Consider the following 23,909-nt stretch of genomic DNA (forward strand, 5'->3'; position numbering starts at 1 on the left):
TAAAATTTAAGAAAAATTTTAGATTTGTCCCACTTCTTTTTTAAACTGTTTTTCCTATCCTAAATGCATGCAAGGTTAAGGAGGAAACAGAATGAAGAAGTGGGTTTTTTGGCTTGTCATCATACTGCTGCTAGGCTATGAAGCCATTCACCAGAAACCGGAAGTCGCAAACGGCGACCAAGAGAAGGGGAACTTTGAGGCGCAAGCGGTGACTTCCCAAAGGAGCGAAATGACGATACAAGTCGCAAAAGATCAGATTTACCAAGGAAATTTAGTGTTGATTAATCAAGATTATCCTGTCCATCAAGTGGGAATGCAAACTGATATCGTCAATCTGTTTCAGCATAAGGAGTTGGTCAAGGGGTTTGGTTTATTGGATTCTACCATTCGATTGTCGCAGCATGTCGTGCAATCATTCTCAACGATGATCGGAGCCGCTGATAAAGAGGGTGTACGTCATTTTGTGATTAACAGCGGCTATCGAGACAACAAGGAACAAAGCCAGCTATACAAAGATATGGGGGCTGATTATGCTTTGCCTGCGGGTAATAGCGAGCATAATTTAGGCCTGGCTCTTGATATTGGCTCTTCGCAATCGGAGATGAGTCAAGCTCCTGAAGGGATTTGGCTAACGAAAAATGCTTGGACATACGGGTTTATTTTACGTTATCCCAAAGACAAAACGGCCGTCACAGGCATTCAATATGAACCTTGGCATTTTCGATACGTCGGTTTGCCACACAGTTTGATCATGCAGCAAAAGAATTTAACCTTGGAGCAATATTTGGAGTTTCTGAAAAAACAAAAAACCTTTTCGACAACGGTTCGCGGTGTGAAATATGAAATTTCCTATTATCCCATCTCCAAAAACACGACCATTCAAGTGCCGAAAGATCGTCACTATGAGATATCAGGCAACAATATGGATGGCGTCATTGTGACGGTGTTTTGATGAAATGGGCCTATAAAACGAGAGAAAGTGGGGATGGAGAATGAATCAAACGAAATTAATGAATATCGTTCTGCTGCCGGCACTATTTGCCGTATATATGTATGCCGTATTCAAAATTATATTATTTAAGTTCGCATTGATTGACTTCAACTTCCTCTGGCATCAGCTTCAGCGAAATTTAGAGAATCCGGTATATATTCGGAATCGGTTGCATACAGCCAATTTTACTCCACTCGAATCCATATCAAGTAATATTCAGAACCTGTCCTATCATGATCTAATTAATTTGTTTGGAAATATCGCAATATTCATGCCGTTTGGCATCTTCCTTCTCCTATTGTCAAAAAACAGGCATATGTCATTAATCGGAGTGCTGAGCCGATCTTTGGGCTTAAGCTTGAGCCTGGAGTGCTTACAGGTTGTTTTTTCAATTGGAAGCTTTGATGTTGACGATCTCATTTTAAATGTATCCGGGGGCTTGCTTGGTTTTGGAGCTTGCAAACTGGCATTAGTTGTTAGCCGCTTGGTCCGGGTCAGTTCCCTTCGTTTCTTTGCCAAAGAGCAGCAGAACTAGCGCTCCGAACAAGATAGCGGCGAAGAAGATAATAAAAATAGAGGTAATGCTGTGACCATTAGCTACCAGTAGACCAACAAGGTATGGGCCTATGATGCCGCCGACACGTCCAAAGGAAGCGGCAAGCCCCACACCTGTCGAGCGAACGGCGGTAGGATATAGCTCTGGCGTGTAAGCATACATGGCTCCCCAAGCGCCAAGATTGAAAAACGACAGGCTAATGCCTGCGGCAATCAGCAACCCTTCCGTGGACGCAGTGCTGAACCATAAGGCGCTCACAGCCGTCAGCAGCAAATAGGTTACAAGAACAAATTTGCGACCGAATTTCTCAATAAAGTAGGCTGCCGTGAAATAGCCGGGTAGCTGCGCCAATGTCATGATCAAGACATATTGAAAGCTTTTTACGAGACTAAAGCCTTTCAAAACCATGACGGTTGGAAGCCACAGAAACATGCCGTAATAGGAAAATACAACGATGAACCATAAAATCCAAAGTGTAATGGTTCGTTTACGGTATTGAGCTGACCAGACAGAGATCACACGCTCTTTGAACGTCAACTTGCGACTGCGTTGTTCGTTAAACCTCGGTGAATCTTGAATGGCCCTTCTGAGATATAAAGCATACAATGCGGGCAATGCGCCTATGATAAAGGCGGCTCGCCAGCCGTGTGCAGGTATAACGAAATAGGCTATGAGTGCCGCGATAATCCATCCGCATGCCCAAAAGCTTTCCAGCAGCACGACTGCGCGGCCCCTGTCTTTTGCAGAAAAGGATTCCGAAACAAGCGTGGAGGCGACGGGGAGTTCACCGCCAAGTCCAAATCCGGTAATGAAACGGAGGATACATAGCATCATAAAGCTTGTTGCAAGCGCAGAGAGTCCACTCGCTGCAGAAAATATTAAAAGCGTTGCCAAAAGTACAGCTCGACGCCCATAGCGGTCAGCACTAGCGCCTGCAATTGCAGCACCTGCAGCCATACCGATTGAATTGATTGCAGCCAAGAAACCGATCTGCTGTGCACCCAATTTCCACTCAACAGCCAGCGCGGCAACGATAAAGGAAATAATTCCCACATCCATCGCATCGAAAAGCCAGCTAATTCCCGCGCTAAACAGCAATTTGCGCTTAGCGGGTTCACGCAGCAATGTTGTTATGCTCATGTTGAACGATTCTCCCATCTACAACCATTTCCCCTATTTTCCACTCCTATGCCTTTTTCATACATGGAAATCTGAATGGTTCATTTATTCCTAAGTTTCTAGGTATATATTCCCAGTACAAAACTACTCTATGAGTCTATCAATTCAATTGTTTCTGGTATATAATGGGATGCGTTCCGTATTTTTGTTGTGTATATTTTACAGGAGGGTTGATATGAAGTTTTCTTTTCAAAAAGGGGTAGTATCCATTTTTGCGGCGGTATGGATCGCGTCGGTTGCGGTACCTATTGGCGTTCAGGCGAGCAGCGATACAGCCGCCTATCCAGATGTACCTGCAGATTATTATGCGAGTCAAGAAATTTCCCTGCTCAAGCAGAAAGGCATCGTTGATGCCGAAGAGGACGGTGGCTTTCATCCGAATGATGCCGTTACGCGCGGTGATGCCGCAGAATGGCTTAGCAAGGCGCTAAAGCTGAGTAAACCGAAATCACTGAATGCATTCAAAGACGTAGCGGAAACTAGCCCTTATGCAGAGGCGGTCAATGCCTTGAAAGAACAGAACATTGTTCAAGGCAATGATGGGTTGTATCAGCCCGATGCTCTTCTTACTCGTGAACAGATGGCGAGCTTGCTCGTCCGTGCTTTTCAGCTCAAAGATAACGGCATCCAGGCTTGGCTTAAAGATGAAGCAACCATATCCAAAGCCCATCATGACGATGTTATCAAACTGAAGCAAAATTTTATTACCGATCAGCTGGCGTTTATGCCGCAGGATCAGGTGACCCGCGCTCAGCTTGTGCTATTTATATATCGTACAATTTCCCAAAAAGAAGAAACATCGCAAGGCTCCTATTCACTGGACGACTTCTTGCAGCTCCCGAATAAAATTGGGATGCGGCTATCGCCTGACGGCAAAACGCTGGCCTATTTACAGCCATGGGAAAACCGAATGAACCTTTATATTCAAAAGGTAGGCGAAACGCAAAGCACACGGATCACGAGCTCCAAAAACGAAAACATCGGTCAAATCTATTGGATTACAGATAAGGTAATCGTCTATGTTCAAGATACTGATGGGACGGAAAATACGCATCTCCGCGCTGTGAAAGTTGACGGTTCCGGAGACATCGATCTGACCCCATATGCGAATGTAAAGTCGGATCTTCTGGATGTATTGCCTGCAAAGAATGAAAGCGATATTGAATTATTGCTTACTATGAATAAGCGGGATCCCAAAGTGATGGATGTTTACCGTGTTAAGCTGAGCACAGGTGAAACGAACATGCAGGTGCAGAATCCTGGAAATGTGAATTATTGGATAACGGACAATTGGGGGGAAGTTCGGGCGGCGATCGCCAGAGACGGTGAAACGACAAATCTTCTCTACCGGGAAGACGAGAGTAAAGCTTTTACTAAAATTGACACGTTTAACTCGAAAGATAACTTTATTCCAGTTATGTTCACCTTTAATAATGAGCAAATTTACGCGGCTTCAAATGTGGGAAGAGATAAAATGGCCTTAGTTGAATATGACCCGATTACGAAGAAAGAGACGAAAGTTCTTTATATGAATAACGATGTCGATATCGATAATTTCATCGTCTCCTATAAGAAGCAATCGATTCTGGCCGTATCGTATGAGACGGATGACAAGCAAATGCACTATTTGGACAATGAGTTTGAAGCGTTGTCGCATAAAATCGAAGAAAAGCTGCAAAACCGTCATTGGGGCTTGATCGGATCGCCGGACAGGGATGTGCTGCTCTTGCATACGGAGAGCGATAAAACCTACGGCAGCTATTATTTATATGACCGCAAGTCAGATAAGCTCGACAAGGTTACGGATATCCAGCCCAAATTTGATGAGAAAAAGATGGCTGACATGCAGCCGGTTTCTTTTAAAAGCAGGGACGGGTTGACGATCCATGGATACTTAACGTTTCCAAAAGGCGTTGACGCGAATAAACTGCCGGTAGTCGTCAATCCGCATGGCGGACCGTGGTATCGCGATACTTGGGGTTATAATATGGAAGCACAACTGCTTGCCAACCAAGGGTATGCGGTGCTGCAGCTGAATTTCCGGGGCTCCACCGGCTACGGAAAAGCATTCCTGCACGCTGGGGACAAGCAATGGGGCAAAGCCATGCAAAATGATATTACCGACGGTGTGAACTGGCTGATCAAACGGGGGACAGCAGACCCTGAGCGAGTTGCGATCTATGGTGCATCTTATGGTGGGTATGCGACCTTGGCAGGATTAACGTTTACTCCTGATTTGTTCGCAGCAGGCGTGGATTATGTAGGGCCGTCCAATCTCCTAAGCTTTATGAGTACTATGCCTCCATATTGGGAAATTGATCGTCCGCAGATGTATCAACAGGTAGGCGATCCGGTTAAGGATAAAAACCTGCTTGAATCAGCGTCGCCGCTCCTGCATGTCGATCAAATCAAAGCGCCGCTGATGATTGCTCAAGGCGTGAATGATCCTCGCGTGAATAAAGCGGAATCGGATCAAATGGTCGCAGCGCTGCGTAAACTGGATGTAGACGTTCCTTATATGGTAAAGAAAAATGAGGGACATGGTTTTGGTAAACTGGAAAACGCTCGCGATTTTTATCAAGCACTTATCCATTTTCTTAATCAGAACGTGAAAAACAAGAAAAAATCAGCCTAATGATTGATGTGTCAAGAAATCCTGTTGTGACAAGGTTTCTTGGCACTTTTTTTAACATTATGGAGCTTATAAATGTTCGGAGTGGGAGCAGGACTACCACTCTGTTTTTGTTTTTGGTAAGGTAGAGGTATGGAACAAGTGGGGTGGGAGGACAGGCCATGAACAAAGAAGAACAGGTTATAATGGCTTTCAGGGACTTATTTAACAAGATGGTTTGGCTTAATAAGGATAAGATGGAAGACAGTCTTAAGGGGTATAAGTCCTCTGAAGTACATTGCGTCGAATACATTGGAAAATATGTAGATTCCAACGTGACAAAACTTGCGGAATCCTTCTATATGACTCGCGGTGCCATAAGTAAAATGACTAAGAAGCTCATCAAAAAAGGTCTTATCGAAAGCTACCAGAAGTCGGATAACAAGAAAGAAATCTATTTTAGGCTTACTGAGCAAGGGAAAATCATTTACAAAATCCATGAGGATCTGCACAAAGAGTTTCAAGAGCGGGATAAAGCCGTATTTGAGCAGGTAACCGAGGCACAATTTGACGGTATGCTTAGCTTCGTCGAAAAGTATAGCAGACATTTGGATGCACAAATAAAGAAACAGGGTATAGATATGAAGTCGGAATAAATTTGAATATTGAAAATGAAACCACAGGCAGCCGGGCTCTATTGAGAACGTGCTGCATTTTTATTGCTATTAATTTGTTGACAAGGAAACAAAATTTCGATACGATAAATTTGTTTCCAAGGAAGCAAAATCGCATTTTTTAGGAGAGAAATTTAATGTCCATATTGAGATCACACAATAAACAGAAGACAGAACAAACCATAGATAAACACGCTTTAATATTTGGTCTTATCTCTGTGTTTCTTTGCGGTTTAGGCTTCAGCATTATAGCACCTGTAGTCCCATTCTTAGTGCAGCCGTATACAAGCAATCCGGGAGAACAAGCTATCGTTGTTACGCTGCTGACCTCTGTTTATGCAGTCTGCGTGTTTTTTGCGGCCCCCGTACTTGGAGCTTTGAGCGACAAATATGGCCGTCGTCCATTGCTCTTATTCTGCCTTTTGGGTTCCGCAATCGGGTACGTAGTTTTTGGCTTAGGAGGAGCTATTTGGGTACTATTTGCTGGGCGCATAATAGAAGGTATAACAGGCGGGAGCATAAGCACGATCTTCGCCTATTTTGCAGACATCATTCCTCCGGAACAGAGAACCAAATACTTTGGATGGGTGAGTGCGGTTGTAGGTGTAGGCACCGTCATTGGACCAACGCTAGGTGGATTGATTGCCAAGTTTGGTTATTCTGCACCCATGTATTTTGGCGCATTAATCACTTTATTGAATGTTGTTTATGGATACTTTTTTATGCCTGAGAGTCTTGGAAAGAATAACAGACTGAAAGTAATTACCTTTGTAAGACTGAATCCATTTACACAGCTTGCAAACTTACTTTCCATGAAAAACTTAAACAGGCTGCTTGTCTCAGCGTTCTTACTTTGGATACCCAACGGATCTTTACAGGCCGTTTTTTCACAATTTACAATGGATACTTTCAGTTGGAAGCCTGCGCTAATCGGACTTATGTTTTCAATTATGGGCTTCCAAGACATCATTTCACAAGGTTTCATCATGCCAAAGCTTTTGATAAAACTTAGTGATAAACAGATCGCAATTCTTGGAATGGTTTCGGAGATGATAGGCTACAGTCTTATTGCGCTATCTGCGTTGTTCTCATTTTCTCCTCTTCTTATCGTTGGAATGTTTATATTTGGTTTTGGTGATTCGATTTTTGGGCCTTCATTCAATGGGATGCTCTCCAAGTCTGTCGATTTTAGTGAACAAGGAAGGATTCAAGGTGGCAGCCAATCTATTCAGGCTTTAGCAAGAATGATTGGGCCTATCATTGGAGGTCAAATCTATGTTTCACTTGGTCATGCCGCACCTGCTTTTATGGGTATGATCCTTATAGCAGCGGCAATACCAGTTTTATATAAGAGAACGCATGCGACTTGATTTGCTGGAGAAGATGCTGGGTGATATGATGAATGAACGGGATTATTGTGACTAATTTAGGTTATTGGAGGGCAACGTGGACAAAATTTCAATTCAACAGCTTTTCAAAAAGCTGGATACAGAACGTGTGCTATTGCTTGATGTTCGTAGCAACGAGGCCGTGTCTGAATATACGCCTGAGCATAACAACCTTCACCATATCCATATTGAAAAAGGCGAAATCAATCAGTGGTCTGATAGCACAGCAGCTGAAATTCAACAAATTGCTGAAGGCAAGACTTTGTACGTGACTTGTTCAGGGGGCAATTCTGGTGCGAATTGTGCAATGCTTCTGCGCGAGAAGGGTTTTGACGCTGTTGCCGTCGAGGGCGGAATACGCGCATGGCAGGCAGAGATCGACAATGAAAAGGAGATAGGCTGGAATTTTGATAACAGCTATGCTCGACTGCCGAAACTATTTTTTAGCCGACTTCAACCAACTCCTGTTAGCTCTCCAGAAATAGTCGTGTTGAATGGTCCGCTGGCAGCTTCACTAGGGTTAAAGGCTGAAGCGTTGCGAAGCGCAGAAGGCGCGGCAGTGCTTGCCGGCAACGAGATTCCCGAAGGTGCTTCTCCTCTTGCTCAAGCCTATGCAGGGCATCAATTCGGGTACTTTAATATGTTAGGGGACGGGCGGGCTAATCTGCTCGGCGAACATATGACTCCGCATGGCGGGCGTGTCGATATCCAGCTAAAGGGTTCCGGCAGGACGATCTATTCCCGCGGCGGTGACGGCCGAGCGGCGCTAGGTCCGATGCTACGTGAATACATCATTAGTGAAGCTATGCATGCGCTTGGTATTCCGACAACACGCAGCTTAGCCGTGGTCAGTACCGGTGATACGGTGTATCGTGAAAAGGAGCAACCAGGTGCTATTCTTACCCGTGTGGCTGCGAGTCACCTGCGTGTCGGCACCTTTCAATTTGCTGCCAAGTATGGCACGGATGAGGATCTCCGAGCCTTGGCGGATTATACCTTGCAAAGACACTATCCAGAGATTGATCGGGATGAGAATCGCTACTTGATGCTGCTTAAGGAAGTGATTCAGCGTCAGGCTGATCTAATCGTCAAATGGCAGCTCGTTGGATTCATTCATGGCGTAATGAACACAGACAACATGGCCCTAAGCGGAGAAACCATTGATTATGGTCCTTGCGCCTTTATGGATGCCTATGACCCAGCAACGGTATTCAGTTCCATTGATACGCAAGGACGCTATGCTTATGGGAACCAGCCGCGCATTGCTGCGTGGAATCTAGCTAGATTTGCTGAAACCTTATTGCCGCTATTGAATGAAAATGAAGAACAGGCGATTCAATTAGCTGAAGATGCGCTTTCCATTTTCTCCGAAAGGTATCACCGTAACTGGTTTTCGGGAATGAGGGCAAAATTGGGGATTTTTAATGAAGAACAGGAAGATGTGTCTCTTATTGAAGATCTGCTCAGTATGATGCAAAAGTACGGAGAGGATTACACCAATACTTTCGTTGCTTTAACTTTTGATAAACGGGAGGATATGTTCTTGTGCGGCACCACGGAATTTGCACAGTGGCATGAGCGGTGGCAGGCGAGACTAGGCCGGCAGGAGGAATCAAAAGAATCCTCGAATCAGCTGATGCGCAGCAGTAATCCTGCTATAATACCGCGCAACCATCGTGTAGAGGAAGCGCTTGAAGCTGCGGTGCAGCATGGAGATTACAGCGTGATGGAAAGGTTGCTCGACGTTCTTTCGAATCCATACGCGCACACCTCTGAGCAGGCTGAGTACGCAACACTTCCGGCGCAAACAACTGGTCCATACCGAACGTTTTGCGGGACATAAGATTGCGAGATGGAACAATGAATAATCAAATTACCATTCAGGCTCTGAAATATGGAAACCACCTTCATTATGAGTGGAACACACGATTATTGGAAAAGACGGACTCACATATTTTTGTCTTAGGCGAGTTCGGTAGAAAATTAAATCATTACACGAAGCAAAAGGTTTTTACAATGGATAATTGGACGATTGAATATTTTTCATTTGATTCATGGTTTACCGTAAGCGCCGATATCGTTGGTGGACAAATTATGCAATACTATTGCAATATTAATCAGCCCGCAAAAATGGAAGGTCAAACGGTTTCCTTTGTAGACTTAGATCTGGATTATATACAAAGAAATGGCGAATGGAGCGTTGTTGACGAGGATGAGTTTGCGAGCAATGCCATTAAGTATGGTTATCCGGATACTCTGATTCATAAAGCCCGCCAGGAATTAGAGAGTTTAAAGGAACGAATAAACAATCATGTATTCCCTTTCGATGGCTCCATTGAGAAGCTTATAGCGCACGTGCCAAGAAGTTAGGAATGAACGAGAAAAAGGAGCTGCCTTGTAGCAGCTCCTTTTTTCTTTCGTTCAGTACAAATTTAAAGTTGTTCCGCTTTATATGCATTTGGCTTGACCTGATGCTTAATGCGATTGACCAGGGGGTTCTTTTGAATAAGGACAATAATGGCTATCAAAGCAAGTAGAAGGAAAATGACGGATCCTGTGATGGATGCTGCAGAGGCATGAGACAATACATACTGAGCCTGCTTGTGTGGCGTGGCTCCGATAAGCGGATGATCAGCGGCGGTGCGGCTCGCCGAACCAAACACGGTAATCAGGATAGCAAGACCCAAGGAAGCGCCCATTTGATGCGCGACATTCACTAGACCGGAAGCCGCGCCTGCGTCGCCGCGCTCAACCCCGGCTATGCCCGATGATGTGAGGGGGATAAAGACAACCCCGGCGCCGATGCCCAGAATAACTAATGGAATCGCGATGTTTGGAAAATAGGAAGAGTCTACGGTTATACGGCTTAACCAGGTCATACCTGCAAGGGCGATGATAACACCGCCGATCAGCAATTTGGTGCTGCCAAAGCGGGACATCAAACCAGGCACTGCGTAGACCATACCAAACATTACGCCCGTCATCGGGATAAACGCGATTCCGGCAACGAGAGGATTAAAGTCCGTAACACCTTGCAAGAATTGCGTCAGAAAAAAGAACATGGCAGACATGCCGCCTACAAATAGCAATCGAGCCATATACGCACCAGTACGTTCGCGGCTGGCAAACAAGCGGAGTGGCGTGATCGGTTGTTCAGCCCTTTTTTCGATACGGATGAACATTGCGAGCAATACGACTCCGGCTATGAACGATACGATGGTTCCATTATTGCTCCAGCCGTCAGAAGCTGCCCGAACGAAGCCGTACACAATGGATGTCATACCAAGCGTCGAGGTAATGGCGCCGACTATATCGAAGCGGCCTTTGATCCTCGGAGTTTCCATCAAATAGCGGGGAGCCAAGAGAATAATCACGATGCCAATGGGGACATTGATGAACATGCCCCATCGCCAGGAGATAAGGTCGGTTAGGATGCCGCCCAGCACAAGACCGACACTGCCTCCTGCGCCGGAAACAGCGCTATACAAGGAGATTGCACGCATCCGCTCCTTGCCTTCCGGGAAGCTTACCATAAGTAAGGCAAGTGTAGAGGGTGCGGCAAATGCAGCTGCTAAGCCTTGAATAGACCGAGCGATTAACAAGCTTTCTGCGGAATGGGCAAAACCGGCAATCAGCGAAGCTAACGTGAATAACCCGATACCCATCATGAAGATGCGTCTGCGGCCCAATAAATCACCGGCTCGTGCGCCAAGCAGCAGTAGTCCGCCGAAGGTCAGAGAGTAGGCATTTTGTACCCAGGATAAGTCTGTTGCGGATAAGTGCAGGCTGCGCCCGATTTCAGGCAGCGAAGTGATAACAATTGAACCGTCCAAAATAATCATAAGTTGGCAAGCAAGTATGATGGCCAGAACGATTCGTGAGGAGAAGGATCGTCTAGTTAATTCAGTTGTGGATGAAGACATCTGCGGATCTTCCTTTCAGGTTTGGAATGTTTGTTCCAAACCATCATAATACCTGAAAGGGAGAGAGTCAACACTTTTTTGGATTATTCATTCCAAATTCGAAAAAAATGAAGAATAAATCGACGGAATACTTGACGATCTCAGTTGCACATACTAAAGTTGGGTTTAACGAGGTGTGTACAATGAGCAAACGCGACGACATTTTGAACGCGACGTTAGATTTAATAGACGAAGAGGGGCTGCAATCTGTTACTTTTGCCAAAATCATGAAGAGGGCAAATGTTGGATCTGGAACCGTCTTTAATTATTTCAGCAATAAGGAAGAACTGGTCAATGAGCTGTATAGGGAGTCCCGTAAACTTCTTGGCGAGAACCTGATGATGGGTTACGACCCCGAGTTCAGTTTATATGAGCGCTATAAATGCTTGCAGTCGAACAGGATTCGGTTTGCGATGGCATTTCCGAAGCATTTCCGATTTATCGATGCGTATTCCTATTCGCCTTGCATCAAACCGGAACTGCGTAAAATGGATGATGACAGTACTTCCAGAGAAGCCGTTTTGTCACTGATCAGAGAAGGGCAAAAATACGGCGTCATCCGGGAAATGGATGTGAACATTTGCCATTCCATCATGCACGGCGTCGTGACGGCCATTGTGAAGGGCTTTTACGTTAACAAATATGAGTTAACCGAAATTCAAATTCAGCAAACACTCGAAGCTTCCTGGAAAGCTGTTCTGGTTTAAATCTTGGAGTATTTACTCCATTGAGTAAGAGTTGTAAACATATATGGTTATCAACCGCGCTCAGCGCGGTTTTCTTATTTTTGGGGAGTGAAATGGCTGGAAGGGTAGGGGCGTATGGACATTTCGAATCTATGGGATGCAGAGTGGGAAGTTTCAGAGGAACTCGCCCGAAAATTAATTAGCAGTCAGTTTCCTTCGTTAATGTCTGCTCCTATCAAAAGATTAGGTTACGGCTGGGATAATACGGTTTTTCTTGTTGGAGAAGATTATGTTTTTCGCTTTCCAAGAAGAAAAGTAGCGATTGATTTGTTAAGAATGGAGGCAAAGATCTTACCAAAGCTTGCAGACTTTGTTACGCTCCCGTACTCAAAACCGCTATTTTTTGGTGAAGGGAATCTTGAATATCCAGCACCTTTTCTAGGCTATCCCTATTTATCGGGAAAGTTTCCGATTGGATTGACGGACGAGCAGAGGCAGCTATCGACTTCGTTACTTGCGCAATTTTTAAAAAGGCTGCATGCTTTTCCGGTGCAAATTGCTCAAGAGAACGGCATACAAAGGGACCACAGGAATCTCACCGACCTTACTGAACGCAAAGAGAAAATGCTTAAATTTTTATCCGATCTTAGCCCCCATTTGAAGAGGGAAGAACATCGTGCAATTTTGGATTATTTGGAGCAGCATACAACTGACCGAGTACAACAAAGGTATGTTTTCCTTCATGGCGATCTTCATTTCAAAAATATATTGGTGAACAAGAGAGGCGAAGTTTCCGGAATCATCGACTGGGGAGATATGAATCTCGGTCACCCTGCTTGCGATCTGAATGTCGCATACAGCTTTTTGCCTCCGCATGCCCGCTCTGATTTTTTTAGAGAATATGGGGAAGTGGACGAAGAGACGAAGGTATTAGCTCGGATGATTGCTGTATACATCCCCATGTTGATCTTGATGCAAGCCATTGATGAGAAAGATAACGAAGTAGCTGTTGAAGCTAAAGCGATTATTGCTCGTGCTCTTGCCGATGTATAGAGGATGGGTCTCTAATTGCTTGCATTTTGCTACGTAAACTAGTCATTTACCTCATTGCCCAAAGCATCCCACGCTTCATCATCCCCAACACTTGCGGCATTGTCACGATATCCATGGTGTGTCCCAACGAGTTGTAGAAGACATGCCCTTTACCGTAATTTTTCGTCCACATCATTGGCATAACCACATCTCCGAAGCTAGTCTCTGCCAATACGGTAATAGATGGATCAATGAGCATATAATATTTTTCCGTTTTGACTTTAAAATTTTCGATGCCTTTCATAATAGGGGAAGTAGGATCTGTAATACGGATCTCATAAACGGAGTCTGCACCGCCAGGGTGATCAAGGAACTGTCCGCCGATCATTTCATGATATCCAATCTCCCCGCGGAATGCGCCGACGGATGCATGAATGCCTACGAATCCGGTTCCAGCTTTTATTGCAGCCAGTAGAGGATTCAACTGTTCTTGCGTAATCGTTCCTCTTGTCCAGATCAGGACAATTAAATCTACCTGTTTTAATTTCTCCTCATCTCGAAAAATATCGAGTGAATTCGAAAGTTGTACATCAATATACTCTTCTCTTAATAAGGCTGCCAATATTTCGGCGACTTCTTTGGGATGATGTTCCTCTGACCCTCCAAATACGATCAGTGCCGTTTTGTTTTTTTTCTGTCCAAGCCAGCTTGCTAGATCATGCCTAATATGGATGGTAAACGCTCTTTTCATAAATTAGGTTTCCTCCAATAAGATATATAGACCATGATATGCGATTACCTAAATTTTCGTTTTATTTGAGTTTAAAAAAAGGATGTGAATCGCTTTTGAAAATTCATATCGTCGCAAACAGGAATAAGCCGGTCGACATGCCGATTTGTTCTTCAGATATCCCGACGGACTATATGGTGAACTGGATTCCGACTGTTTCGCTGGAAGAAATGGCAAGCACGGAGTACGATGCGATTATTATCGGCAGCGGAGCCGGTGGCGGAGCTGTTCTCTGGAGGCTGTGTGAGCATTGGAAAAACAGTGGGAAGCGTATTGCCATGTTGGAGGCAGGCGATGCCTTAATCCCTACGCATGTCAACAATATCGTCACGATGAACGAAGAGCGGGCGGCGAAATATTTGGCCAACCCTCAAATATCGAAGACGATCGGGGGGATGTCATCCGAATTTCCGGGTGCATTGCTTGTTTCCATCCTAGGCGGCAGAACGGTATTCTGGGGAGCGGTCACTCCCCGGCTGCATGCTTCCGAATTCGAAACCTGGCCAATTACTTTTCAAGAAATGGAAAAATATTATAACATCGCTGAAGAAGCGATGAACGTATCTTCGCTTTATACGCAAGGATCTAGCTATACGAATGTTTTGCTCCAACGTCTCCGCGCTCACGGTTATCCTCAGGCACAACCAATGCCATTAGCAACCGATCTACAAACCACGCAGTATGGCCAAATTCATTCCAATTCTTTTTTCAGTTCGATTGTCTTTCTCGGTAGAGCAATCCATCTGAATCCATTCGATTTGGCTGTGAAAGCACGCGCCGTTCGTATTTTCACCGACAATCATCGAGCATCTGGCGTCAAGGTTATGACGGCGGATATGAAATCGTTTGTAATTAAAGCCAAGAACGTTATCGTTTCAGCGAGTACTTTGGAGAGTCCTCGTCTCTTGCTAAGCTCTGGCATTCCAGGTAAAGCAATCGGGCATTATTTATCGAATCATTCGATCGTTATTGCCCCTGCGACTATAAAACGTACGGAGTTTCCTGAATTACTGGGGGTTCTCGGCATTATGCTGCCTTATTCCGTCGAGCAGCCATTCCAGGTGCAAATTGGCGGCGATTTTTGGCGTCAAGAGGAACAAATCCCGCTTCGCGACAAGCTCCAATTCGTGCTCAGCACGTACGGTAGAGTGGAACCGAGATTTGAAAATAAAATAAGTTTGGATCCGAATCGAATCGATCGATACGGTATGCCTGAGATCAAAATTCATTTTTCTTATAGCGACAAAGATAAAGAGGTCATCCGCCAAGCATCGGCTACTTTAAGCAGCATTTCCTTGGCGATGGGCTCGCAAATAGAAACGCAAAATGGCATTCCCGACATTTGTCGGAGGCCTGAAGGAAGGCCATTCCACGATTTCGGGACGTGCCGAATGGGCCATAATTCTGCGACGTCTGTCACGAACCGATATGGCCAAATCCACGGGATCTCAGGCTTATTTGTGGCTGATAATAGTGTGCTGCCTTCCAATGGGGGTGCCAATCCTACGCTAACAACAGTGGCCTTGGCTATTCGTACGGCAGATTATATTGCACACTATGGAAAATAATTCATATTGTTTTATTCCGTGGGTCATACTAATTTAACAATGATTTAACACTAGTTATCATTATTTCTTCGTAGCGATCGGGTGGGCAAATAATGAATCCAGAAAAGATCGGTCTTGTACAATTGGCTCTCCTTTTTCAAATTTCCTTGGTTGGCTCGGCAATTATCAATGCACCTCAGTCTCTAGTAGCTGTAGCCAAAAATGCGACTTGGATATCAATTCTGCTAGCAAGCAGTATCGCTGTGCTCGGATTGGTGTGCATTCTTTATTTGAATAGGCAGTATCCTGGATTAACATTTATGGAATATACGCAAGAAGCCATAGGGAAATGGTTCTCGCTTCTGGTTACTATTCCTTTCCTCAGTGTACCCTTGATACTTCTTCCCAATATCGTACTCGATATCGGCTCTTTTTTTAAGGTTACGATGATGAAAGAAACGCCTCTATTTCTGATCAATTTTATTTTCTTCTTGCTTGCTGCGTTGACGGTAAGGGCGGGGATTGAGGTCATGGCCCGAATGTTCAGCTTCCTTGTTATTTGGATGTACATCTCTGTCATTGTGATCTTAGTATTAGTGTCGCCGCTGTATCATCCGGAATATCTTCTTCCGGTATTACCCTATGGCTTCCAACCTGTGCTTCACGGTGCCTATATGGCTTCGAGCTTTCCATTTACGGATGTCGTACTACTGTCGATGATTTTGCCGTTCACGGTTGGGGGTGATGGGAAGAAGTTGGGGAAGCAGTTGTATGGGTCCCTTATGATTGTCGTTATTACGTTAATTATGGTTACGGTTTGTTCCATTATGGTGCTAGGACCGATTACCGGTAACGTTAAGTATTCCGTGTTTCAGCTTGCTCGATTGATCTCTTTGCAAGAAATAATTGAAAGAGTGGAAATGTTGAGTGGGATAGCATTGATCGTCGGTTCCTATATGAAAGCAACGATTATTCTCTTCGTTCTTGTCTTAGGTATATCTCAATTATTGAAATTAAAAGAATATCGGAATATCGTTTTTCCTCTTGCATTTATTACACTGCTGCTTTCTACGACCATGTATCAGAGAAGAGGGGAATTTCTAGAGATTGTATCCGTGATCCGGCCGTTAATGGGCGTTTCTTTTTCTATAGCTCCCATACTTCTCATTACTTTGGTCACTTTATTCAAAAGGAAAGCTGCCCGCGGGCATGAATAGCACTGACATTCGAAGGAACAATAAGGAGGGTATATTCCAGTAATTACCGAAGAGAGAAGTGTCGACGATGTGGAAACAATTCCTCAGCAAGAACCGCTCGCGTAACCAGTTATCTGCGGATGCCGCACAACAGGAAGGGGAGAGAGTAGTTCCGATTTCCCCCCATTTGTCTTACAATCTGAAGCGGATCGAAGAGACGTTTTGCGCTTGCAAAGATCTTATTATTCTTCCATGGAGCTACGGTCCCGGGCTGGAGCAAAAGGCCTTCTCCGTTTATTTCGATACGCTGGTCCAAGAGAAAAAATTAAATTATATGAAAGAAACACTTCAGGATTTGGTCCCGCACGAAGTCGGTCAAGCAACGACAATTACAGCCGAAGATGTGATACACTACTTCACGCGACATGGGGTATCTTCTCAGACGGCCATCAAGTTGAATGACTTCGATCAAGCTGTTCAGCACATATTGGACGGTGACGTCGTCATTTTTTTCGACCAGTGGAATCAAGTTCTAGCCTATAACGCACTTGGATTATCGAGTAGGCAGGTTACAGAACCTGTTATGGAACCAGTTGTACAAGGACCTCATATGAGCACGATAGAAGATATTGGATCGAATATCGGCTTGATTCGTAACCTGCTGAAATCGCCTAAACTCAAATTTAATTTTATGACGACAGGTGAGGAAACGCGCAGGCAAATCGCTTATGGGTATCTGGATGGTGCTGTGAATCCCGAAACATTAACTGAATTCGAGCGGCGAATGGCGGATCTCGATAGAGAAGAGATATTGGAGACGTCCTATTTGGAAGAATGGATAGGCGAGTCCACGTTGTCCCCATTTCCCCAAGCCCGCTATACAGAACGTCCAGACACTGCTGTCGCCGCACTGTTAGATGGAAAAATTGTAGCTTTTGTTAACGGTTCTCCATCCATTTTGATCGCGCCAAGCATGTTTTTTGAATTTTTTTCATCAAGCGAAGATTATTACCAGAGGGCTGTTTTCTCCAGCTTGATTCGTTTCATAAGGATCGGGGCATTCTTAATGGCACTCTTGCTGCCCAGTACATATATCGCCTTAACCACCTTCCATTCCGAGCTGATTCCAACCGTTCTGTTATTAGCCATTCTGGACACGAGGGAGGGTATTCCATTTCCCGCGTTTATGGAGGCACTGATTATGGAGTTTTTCTTTGAAGTGCTGCGAGAAGCCGGGATTCGTTTACCGCGTCCGATCGGCTCTGCCGTGAGCATCGTCGGCGCCCTTGTTATCGGTCAAGCTGCCATCCAAACCAAAATTGCATCTCCGGCAATGGTCATTGTCGTTTCCTTAACCGGGATCGCTAATTTCTCGCTTCCTCAATACAATATGGCCATCGCAATCCGAATCCTGCGTTTTCCGTTCATGCTGTTCGCGGCATCAATGGGCGGTTTAGGCATGATGTTCGGTTTGCTGTTGACGCTTCTGCATCTGAGCTGTTTACGTTCGCTCGGCCAGCCTTATTTGGCACCCGTGGCGCCTCTTGATTTCCATCAATTGCGAGATGTGGTACTGATGATCCCACGGAAAATCTTGCTTCATTCTCCCCGAAATCGGCACCTGCATAAGAAAACAGGAGCAAGGAAGAAGATACAATGAAATCACGTGTTGTTCTCGGATTGTTGCTGTTATTCGTGTTACCAGGATGTTGGGATAAAGCGGAGTTAACGGAGTACGCTTTTGTACAAGCTGTTGCGATTGATCAAAGTGAAAGCATGGAGTTCGAACTTACGATCCATTCTTACAACCCATCGAGCGGGGCAGAAGTTAGCGGAGCAATCAAGCAAGTAAAAAAGGGGATCAATATTAAGACAAAAGCGGATACCATCTTTGAAGCCGTTCGGGATATCCCTATTCATCTCGGAAGGAAAGCGAAATGGGATCATATGCGCGTTATTCTGATAAGTGATAAAGTAGCTCGGAATCAAAACGTAGGGGAGATTCTCGACTTTTTCTCTCGGGATCACGAACCAAGATCCTCTGTTCTCTTGTTAATATCTGAAGGAAATGCCGGCGATTATTTGGAGATAAAACCATTCATTGAGAATACAATTGGCCAGCAGTTGCGGAAAATTGAAGAGTCTGCCACCAAGTTCTCCGCCAAAACATCAACAGTTCCGCTGCTTGATCTGGCGATTCAAATGCAGAGCGAGACGGGGACCGCGATGGTGCCTTATATTCACAAAGACAATCCGCCCAATTATGTTTCTGTGGCTGGAATCGCATTGTTAAAAAAAGGGAAGATGGTTAGTGGTATTGTAACGCCTTTTGACACGCAACGATTACTTATGCTCATGAACAAATATGAGAGCGGAATTCTGGAAATTCCCTGTCCCGCCGACTCATCAGAAAAAAAGAAACTCAAAGAGTCAATCGAAGTTAATACTTTGGATACGAAGGTAACGCCAATAATAAAAGGAAAAGAAGTCACCGTTAGTGTGGTAACTAAAATAAAGGGATCTGTCAGTGAGCTCCACTGTTCTGTACTGAAGAGCAAAGAAGACGACAAACGTTTTGAGGATAGGATCAAGAAAATGGTTGAGCATGACATCCAGAGAACGATTACGATTCTACAAAAAGATAAAATGGATATTATCGGTGTCGGAAATAAAATTTTCAGAAAAAACCCAGTTTTGTGGAAAAAGTTGAAACCAACGTGGGAGGAGCGCTTTGCTGAAATGAAGTTTAATGTCGATGTCGAGATAACTGTTTTGAATACGGGCTTGAACGCCGGGACGCCATTCTCAGAAGGAGGAGGAGGTTAACTGTGCTCGTCAAAATCATTTCTTTGCTTTGTGTGCTTCTGTTGATGTTATCCTTCGACGTTTCAAGATGGACTCGGATAAGCCGAATGGAACGAGTTGTCTATGGCTTATTGTTGCTGCCAATCCTTTATCTTGGTTTCCTTTATGTAACGGGAAAACCTTGGCTGAATCTTGATGACGTAATCAGTTTCATTTTTGCTCAGCCAGCCAAGTTTATTGTTAAATCGATTGATCCATCGTCCTGAGATAAAGCATTCGATAACAACAAGGCTGCCGATGTTTCCAGCGGCAGTCCAAGCCTCGAACTCGATTTTCAAAATTTCCTCGCCATGACATGAATGTCGATTTGATTATTCTTGATGATCAACGAGGCGTCGTAATAACCGCTATTTCCGGTGGTACATTTATAAGCGCCCGAACATCCGCACACATAAAACTTCGTCTTGGTGAATCCGGGGTAAATGGGGCTGGTTTTTTCATACCAGGCATGGGCGTGATGCGTAAAAATAGCAAGAATGTTATTTCTTACATGGCCAGGAATCGCATTAAAAAAACGATCCGTTTCCATTCTACTCAGAACATGGGAAAGATCCACGCCAATCCCTTGAACTCTCAACGGCCAATGAAAATCTATCACATAGGAAAAATTAGGATCCAAGGATTTCAACAGAGCGATACTTTCGTCGCTGAATTTACCGGGAGCATTGTCCAACCAGACGTGCTTCACCTTCCCTTTTGTTCCTGGCATATTCATCTGTCCAACCGTAGAGCCTAGATAATGCTTGAATAAGTCTCTCGTATTATCTTCCCAATTGCCTATCGATGCTTTAAAGGGTATGTTCTTTGGGTTCAGAATGCCTGAGGCAATATCCTTGAACTCTTTATACCAAGCATTGGCATCTTGCGATGTAGATCCTCCGTGCTTATTATCCCCTCCAAAAATGACGAATTTTTTTTGACCAGATTGGACTGCTTTTGGCAAAAGAGCTTTAAAAATGCCGGCGCCATTCTGATAACCTACATGACTGTCGCCCATAACAGCAAAGTTGATAACCTGAGTTGCAGTAAAACGACGAAATTGTGACTTAATAAGCAAATATAACAACGGTAATTTATGTGGTTTGCTCTGATCCTTTTTCATCCTGAGGATCACCCTTTCTAAAGGTCAACAGTAGTTATATATGATCCTTTATATGCAAAAAGGGTTGTCCTATCTTGGACTATTATAAAGATGAATTTCCATGTCGGTATTGTCCGGGCGTGGTGTTTTCAAACTTTTTAAACACTTTGAAAAAATGCCGCGGATTTTCGTATCCAACAAGCTCTGCAATGGTGTTGATCGGCCATTCCGGGTGATCTTGCATGAATTGTTTGGCTTTGGCAAGTCGAAACGTATGCAAATAGTGAAGAAAAGTAAGGCCCATCTCTTTGCGAAACAACATGCTGATGTAATTAGGATGCATTTGCACATGATCGGCAACAGCGTCAAGCGATAAATCCAGTTTGTAATTTTGTTCGACAAAAGTAACGATTTTATCGATGGCCTGGATATGCGGCTGTTTGTGTTCCTGACGGCGTTCAAAGGGAATGAGTTTTCCAGAGATCGCGGATACTTGTGTATCCTCCAGTGCAGCGCTGCAGTGAGCGCCTACACAGACGAGAAAACGCTCTCTCAGCTTATTGTGGCAGTCGTCGTCACCTGAGAAAAGCTGATGGATGGACTGCATTTCCTTTTCGATTTGCTCAATAGAAATCTGATTTTCCAACGTTCGATTCCCGGATTGTGCGAACCCTTCATCGTTGACTAAATCCTCTGACTCCTGTCTGAAAACGGTCATGTTGCTAACGGAAAAGTATCGATTACATAACATAGCCGCCATCGCTTCAATATACAGCTCACGCAAACTTTCCTTTTCGTTCTGATTCCCACTAACACCAATATGATATCCAGCGCTCTTTGTGCCCATTGTATAAAAAAGATCGCCACATGCCTGTTGAAGTTCATTGTCTGTAAGTCTTTGTTTGCCGTTAATAAGGAGAACGGCTTGCCGTAGGAAGCGGGATTGAAGGGAATAGGCTTGCATGCTCAATTGCCTTAGAACACTACAAATGTCTTCTAGTCGTTCGTTAGTTAGCAAAGGAGTGCCATCGTATGCTTGAATGACAAGAACCATTGTATACGGTTCAGGAAAAAGAGTGATCTGCAGTTCCGGCTTGAGCGGCATGTCCTCAAACGGCGTATTATAAAGAATATGTTCTTTGAGCAGCAAAAGGTCATGTTCTTTGGTCTGTTGCTGTTCCACACGAATGGTTTGTTCGACTCTACCCAGTACAGACAGAAGTTCATCTTTATTGATGGGCTTTAATAAATAATCCATAACATGATAGCGCAGCGCTTGTCTGGCATAAGCAAAGTCGCCATAGCCGGTAATAATGATGAAGCGATTACAAAGGTTTTGCGATTGTATTTCCTTGATAAGAGCAAGCCCGTCCATCTCTGGCATATGGATATCCGTAAGGATCAAATCCGGTTGAAAGCACGCAAGCTTTTGCAGCGCATCAATGCCGTCGACAGCGCCAACAATTTCAGTAAAAGATGTATTCGCTTTCTGGATCATGCGGATGATCCCATTCAAAATGATAGGTTCGTCATCGACAACCATGAGCTTCATTTTGTTGCCCCCTTACCTAATTTGAGAAGACAAGTCGTTCCCTCGTTAAGCTTGCTCTCCATTTGGATACCTGAACTATCGCCAAAAAACATTTTCACGCGCTCGTTTACATTCATCATTCCGATACCTCCGCCGTTGATCTGCAAAAGCTGCACGTCCGATGCGCCGCTTAACACGCGTTGAACGAGTTTGAGCCGATCTTCCTCCATACCAGCACCTGTATCACTAACCGCAATGAACATAAACGAGGAATCTTCCCAGATTCGAATGGAGAGGGTGACTTGTTTTCTTACGCTCGCAATCCCATGTACGATACTGTTTTCAATGATTGGCTGCAAAATATAATGGGGACAAATAAAGTTATCGATAACAGCATCTATAATGAAGGATACTTGCATGCGGTCGCCTAATCTAATTTGCTGGATTTTGATATAGTCTCTGACATTATCCACTTCTTCCCGCAAATAAGTTTCGCTTTTCGTTCCCGACAGACTGTAACGGAATAGCTTGCCCAGCGTATAAGACATTTCAGCTGCCTCCGGGTCATCGTTTGCTTCCGCAATCATCCGAATTGATTCTAACGTGTTGTAAAGAAAATGAGGCTTAATTTGCGCCTGCATCATTTGATAAGCGGATTCCTTTCTCAGCATTTCTGAGCGGTGGACCGTGTTGACCAACTCGTCCATTCGCCGAATCATGGCATTATAGGAGGAGGTCAAATGTCCGACTTCGTCTTTATTAATTTCTCCATGATACAGTGGAAAATAGTTCTCATCAACTTGCCGCATATGCTTGGAAAGCTTCAAAATGCGTTTTGTTATGGAACTGGCGATCAAATAATACATGCCGGAAAGAAGTAATAAAAGGATAGAGACCATCATTACGAGCACATATTTGTTCTTTTTGATCCCGCTAAACACATCGTCAACTTGCTCCATCATGACAAAATGAAGTTTAAGACTGTCGGCATAAAACGATTCAATCAGCATTTTATTCCCGTTGACACTTTGATACGAATATTTTGCGTTCATTTGGAAGGCATCAGCCAATAAAGCCTTTTCTGAATCCTTAGATAACGTGATTTTTTCTATGCGAGAGATGACTTGATGATCTTGGTCAAGCACGTATAAATTACTTCTGCTGTTCAAATTAAGCGATTCGAATAATGGTTTAATTAACTTGGAGGTTACTTTGATATCAAGAAGACCGATATCCTGTTCGAAATTCCGGTTACCAATCTTATGCACATAATGGAGGTTGATATTTTGATCGGATACGTTATTCACCGTTATCCATTTGCCAACGCCAAGAGGGAGCTTTTTGATGTTCTCGCCCAACTTGAACTCGTCCATCTTCGCCATTTCCGGGCGAAAAATCATGCCGTTCTGCTGCTCCATGTAGATGGTCATCCCATCAATCATCTGATTAGATGAAAGAATATAAGAGAATAACGGTCTGATGTAGGTCAAAAAATTGGATACTTGTTCAAAATCGGTCCGGTAGTTACCGCTTAAATAGGCAATTGTATTCGAATTATTTTGGAAAAGCTGATAGGCCGATTCGATCTGCACAGTGCTAATATTTATGTTGTTTAGCACCTGATTGACGATTTTTTGCCTGCCTTGCGCGTATTCTTCAAGAAAGCTGTTATAGTTTTGGTTGTAAAGGAAAAGGCCAAACGAAATGATCGGAATGAAAATAATGACGATATAACCAATCGCCATTTTTTTAACAATGGACAAGTTCTGAAAGTTAAAAGAAGGTTTGTTTGAAATAAATGCCACCACCTTATAAATGGA

20 protein-coding genes are annotated in these 23,909 nt (G+C 44.2%); 13 read left to right on the forward strand and 7 right to left on the reverse strand.

The window, feature by feature from the left end:
- The first annotated feature begins 91 nt into the window (after positions 1–91).
- Together vanY and J2Z65_RS18355 are read left to right on the forward strand one after the other, a co-directional pair.
- The gene (vanY, locus tag J2Z65_RS18350; RefSeq protein ID WP_167057620.1) at positions 92–952 is read left to right on the forward strand and encodes a VanY-A/VanY-F/VanY-M family D-Ala-D-Ala carboxypeptidase; all 861 of its coding nucleotides are present in this window, start codon (positions 92–94) and stop codon (positions 950–952) included.
- 40 nt (positions 953–992) lie between these two features.
- Positions 993–1,526: a VanZ family protein gene (locus J2Z65_RS18355; RefSeq protein ID WP_240159678.1), complete on the forward strand. Its 534-nt coding sequence runs from the start codon at positions 993–995 to the stop codon at positions 1,524–1,526.
- Here J2Z65_RS18355 and J2Z65_RS18360 read toward each other — a convergent pair.
- On the reverse strand, positions 1,461–2,687 hold the full coding sequence (locus tag J2Z65_RS18360; protein WP_167057617.1) for an MFS transporter: 1,227 nt from the start codon (positions 2,685–2,687) through the stop codon (positions 1,461–1,463). The genes J2Z65_RS18355 and J2Z65_RS18360 overlap by 66 nt on opposite strands.
- Before the next feature lie 214 nt (positions 2,688–2,901).
- On the opposite strand from J2Z65_RS18360, the gene J2Z65_RS18365 reads away from it, so the two are divergent.
- The 5 genes from J2Z65_RS18365 (at position 2,902) to J2Z65_RS18385 (ending at position 9,769) form a co-directional block, all read left to right on the forward strand.
- Positions 2,902–5,361, forward strand: coding sequence for a S9 family peptidase (locus tag J2Z65_RS18365; protein WP_167057614.1), 2,460 nt, complete (start codon positions 2,902–2,904; stop codon positions 5,359–5,361).
- A 158-nt stretch (positions 5,362–5,519) separates the two neighbouring features.
- Positions 5,520–5,993 (forward strand): MarR family transcriptional regulator, encoded by a 474-nt coding sequence (locus J2Z65_RS18370; protein ID WP_167057611.1) that lies wholly within the window; start codon positions 5,520–5,522, stop codon positions 5,991–5,993.
- A gap of 155 nt (positions 5,994–6,148) precedes the next feature.
- A complete protein-coding gene (locus J2Z65_RS18375) occupies positions 6,149–7,381 on the forward strand; it encodes an MFS transporter (RefSeq protein ID WP_167057607.1) in 1,233 nt (410 codons plus the stop codon).
- Between the two features lie 76 nt (positions 7,382–7,457).
- On the forward strand, positions 7,458–9,242 hold the full coding sequence (locus J2Z65_RS18380; protein WP_338111674.1) for a protein adenylyltransferase SelO family protein: 1,785 nt from the start codon (positions 7,458–7,460) through the stop codon (positions 9,240–9,242).
- Between the two features lie 17 nt (positions 9,243–9,259).
- Positions 9,260–9,769 (forward strand): DUF402 domain-containing protein, encoded by a 510-nt coding sequence (locus J2Z65_RS18385; RefSeq protein WP_167057604.1) that lies wholly within the window; start codon positions 9,260–9,262, stop codon positions 9,767–9,769.
- Positions 9,770–9,831: 62 nt separating this feature from the next.
- On the opposite strand, the gene J2Z65_RS18390 is transcribed toward J2Z65_RS18385, so the two are convergent.
- Positions 9,832–11,322 carry an MFS transporter gene (locus J2Z65_RS18390; protein WP_167057601.1) on the reverse strand — a complete coding sequence of 497 codons (1,491 nt, stop codon included), beginning with the start codon at positions 11,320–11,322 and terminating at the stop codon, positions 9,832–9,834.
- 182 nt (positions 11,323–11,504) lie between these two features.
- On the opposite strand from J2Z65_RS18390, the gene J2Z65_RS18395 reads away from it, so the two are divergent.
- Positions 11,505–12,068, forward strand: coding sequence for a TetR/AcrR family transcriptional regulator (locus J2Z65_RS18395; protein ID WP_167057599.1), 564 nt, complete (start codon positions 11,505–11,507; stop codon positions 12,066–12,068).
- A 114-nt stretch (positions 12,069–12,182) separates the two neighbouring features.
- Positions 12,183–13,100, forward strand: a complete 918-nt coding sequence (locus tag J2Z65_RS18400) for a phosphotransferase (RefSeq protein ID WP_167057596.1) — start codon at positions 12,183–12,185, stop codon at positions 13,098–13,100.
- Positions 13,101–13,146: 46 nt separating this feature from the next.
- Here J2Z65_RS18400 and J2Z65_RS18405 read toward each other — a convergent pair whose 3' ends face one another.
- A complete protein-coding gene (locus J2Z65_RS18405; protein ID WP_167057593.1) occupies positions 13,147–13,830 on the reverse strand; it encodes a ThuA domain-containing protein in 684 nt (227 codons plus the stop codon).
- 95 nt (positions 13,831–13,925) lie between these two features.
- Between J2Z65_RS18405 and J2Z65_RS18410 the strand changes: the two genes are divergently transcribed.
- From J2Z65_RS18410 to J2Z65_RS18425, 4 genes are all read left to right on the forward strand, one after another.
- A complete protein-coding gene (locus J2Z65_RS18410) occupies positions 13,926–15,437 on the forward strand; it encodes a GMC oxidoreductase (RefSeq protein ID WP_167057590.1) in 1,512 nt (503 codons plus the stop codon).
- Positions 15,438–15,529: 92 nt separating this feature from the next.
- The gene (locus J2Z65_RS18415) at positions 15,530–16,633 is read left to right on the forward strand and encodes a GerAB/ArcD/ProY family transporter (RefSeq protein WP_167057587.1); all 1,104 of its coding nucleotides are present in this window, start codon (positions 15,530–15,532) and stop codon (positions 16,631–16,633) included.
- A 67-nt stretch (positions 16,634–16,700) separates the two neighbouring features.
- Positions 16,701–18,272: a spore germination protein gene (locus J2Z65_RS18420; protein ID WP_167057584.1), complete on the forward strand. Its 1,572-nt coding sequence runs from the start codon at positions 16,701–16,703 to the stop codon at positions 18,270–18,272.
- A complete protein-coding gene (locus tag J2Z65_RS18425; RefSeq protein ID WP_167057581.1) occupies positions 18,269–19,438 on the forward strand; it encodes a Ger(x)C family spore germination protein in 1,170 nt (389 codons plus the stop codon). Before J2Z65_RS18420 ends, J2Z65_RS18425 begins: the two co-directional genes overlap by 4 nt.
- 107 nt (positions 19,439–19,545) lie before the next feature.
- Here J2Z65_RS18425 and J2Z65_RS18430 read toward each other — a convergent pair whose 3' ends face one another.
- The 4 genes from J2Z65_RS18430 to J2Z65_RS35895 all read right to left on the reverse strand — a co-directional run bounded on the left by J2Z65_RS18430 (position 19,546) and on the right by J2Z65_RS35895 (position 23,894).
- Positions 19,546–19,755 carry a hypothetical protein gene (locus J2Z65_RS18430; protein WP_167057578.1) on the reverse strand — a complete coding sequence of 70 codons (210 nt, stop codon included), beginning with the start codon at positions 19,753–19,755 and terminating at the stop codon, positions 19,546–19,548.
- Positions 19,752–20,579 carry a metallophosphoesterase family protein gene (locus J2Z65_RS18435; RefSeq protein ID WP_167057575.1) on the reverse strand — a complete coding sequence of 276 codons (828 nt, stop codon included), beginning with the start codon at positions 20,577–20,579 and terminating at the stop codon, positions 19,752–19,754. The genes J2Z65_RS18430 and J2Z65_RS18435 overlap by 4 nt, the downstream gene beginning before the upstream one ends.
- Positions 20,580–20,661: 82 nt before the next feature.
- Complete coding sequence (locus J2Z65_RS18440; RefSeq protein WP_167057572.1) at positions 20,662–22,110, reverse strand: response regulator; 1,449 nt, start codon at positions 22,108–22,110, stop codon at positions 20,662–20,664.
- Entirely contained in the window at positions 22,107–23,894 is a 1,788-nt protein-coding gene (locus J2Z65_RS35895) for a histidine kinase (protein ID WP_167057569.1), read from the reverse strand. Before J2Z65_RS35895 ends, J2Z65_RS18440 begins: the two co-directional genes overlap by 4 nt.
- Positions 23,895–23,909 lie beyond the last annotated feature (15 nt).

Origin of the sequence: Paenibacillus aceris, from assembly GCF_017874035.1 — a bacterium.
GTDB lineage: Bacteria > Bacillota > Bacilli > Paenibacillales > NBRC-103111 > Paenibacillus_E > Paenibacillus_E aceris.

Coding starts and splice junctions, on each gene's coding strand:
- J2Z65_RS18425 (WP_167057581.1), top strand. CDS start 18,269: ATGAAATCACGTGTTGTTCTCGGATTGTTGCTGTTATTCGTGTTACCA.
- J2Z65_RS18405 (WP_167057593.1), bottom strand. CDS start 13,830: ATGAAAAGAGCGTTTACCATCCATATTAGGCATGATCTAGCAAGCTGG.
- J2Z65_RS18385 (WP_167057604.1), top strand. CDS start 9,260: ATGAATAATCAAATTACCATTCAGGCTCTGAAATATGGAAACCACCTT.
- J2Z65_RS18355 (WP_240159678.1), top strand. CDS start 993: ATGAATCAAACGAAATTAATGAATATCGTTCTGCTGCCGGCACTATTT.
- J2Z65_RS18415 (WP_167057587.1), top strand. CDS start 15,530: ATGAATCCAGAAAAGATCGGTCTTGTACAATTGGCTCTCCTTTTTCAA.
- J2Z65_RS18360 (WP_167057617.1), bottom strand. CDS start 2,687: ATGAGCATAACAACATTGCTGCGTGAACCCGCTAAGCGCAAATTGCTG.
- J2Z65_RS18365 (WP_167057614.1), top strand. CDS start 2,902: ATGAAGTTTTCTTTTCAAAAAGGGGTAGTATCCATTTTTGCGGCGGTA.
- vanY (WP_167057620.1), top strand. CDS start 92: ATGAAGAAGTGGGTTTTTTGGCTTGTCATCATACTGCTGCTAGGCTAT.
- J2Z65_RS18440 (WP_167057572.1), bottom strand. CDS start 22,110: ATGAAGCTCATGGTTGTCGATGACGAACCTATCATTTTGAATGGGATC.
- J2Z65_RS18395 (WP_167057599.1), top strand. CDS start 11,505: ATGAGCAAACGCGACGACATTTTGAACGCGACGTTAGATTTAATAGAC.
- J2Z65_RS18400 (WP_167057596.1), top strand. CDS start 12,183: ATGGACATTTCGAATCTATGGGATGCAGAGTGGGAAGTTTCAGAGGAA.
- J2Z65_RS18420 (WP_167057584.1), top strand. CDS start 16,701: ATGTGGAAACAATTCCTCAGCAAGAACCGCTCGCGTAACCAGTTATCT.
- J2Z65_RS18375 (WP_167057607.1), top strand. CDS start 6,149: ATGTCCATATTGAGATCACACAATAAACAGAAGACAGAACAAACCATA.
- J2Z65_RS18390 (WP_167057601.1), bottom strand. CDS start 11,322: ATGTCTTCATCCACAACTGAATTAACTAGACGATCCTTCTCCTCACGA.
- J2Z65_RS18435 (WP_167057575.1), bottom strand. CDS start 20,579: ATGAAAAAGGATCAGAGCAAACCACATAAATTACCGTTGTTATATTTG.
- J2Z65_RS18370 (WP_167057611.1), top strand. CDS start 5,520: ATGAACAAAGAAGAACAGGTTATAATGGCTTTCAGGGACTTATTTAAC.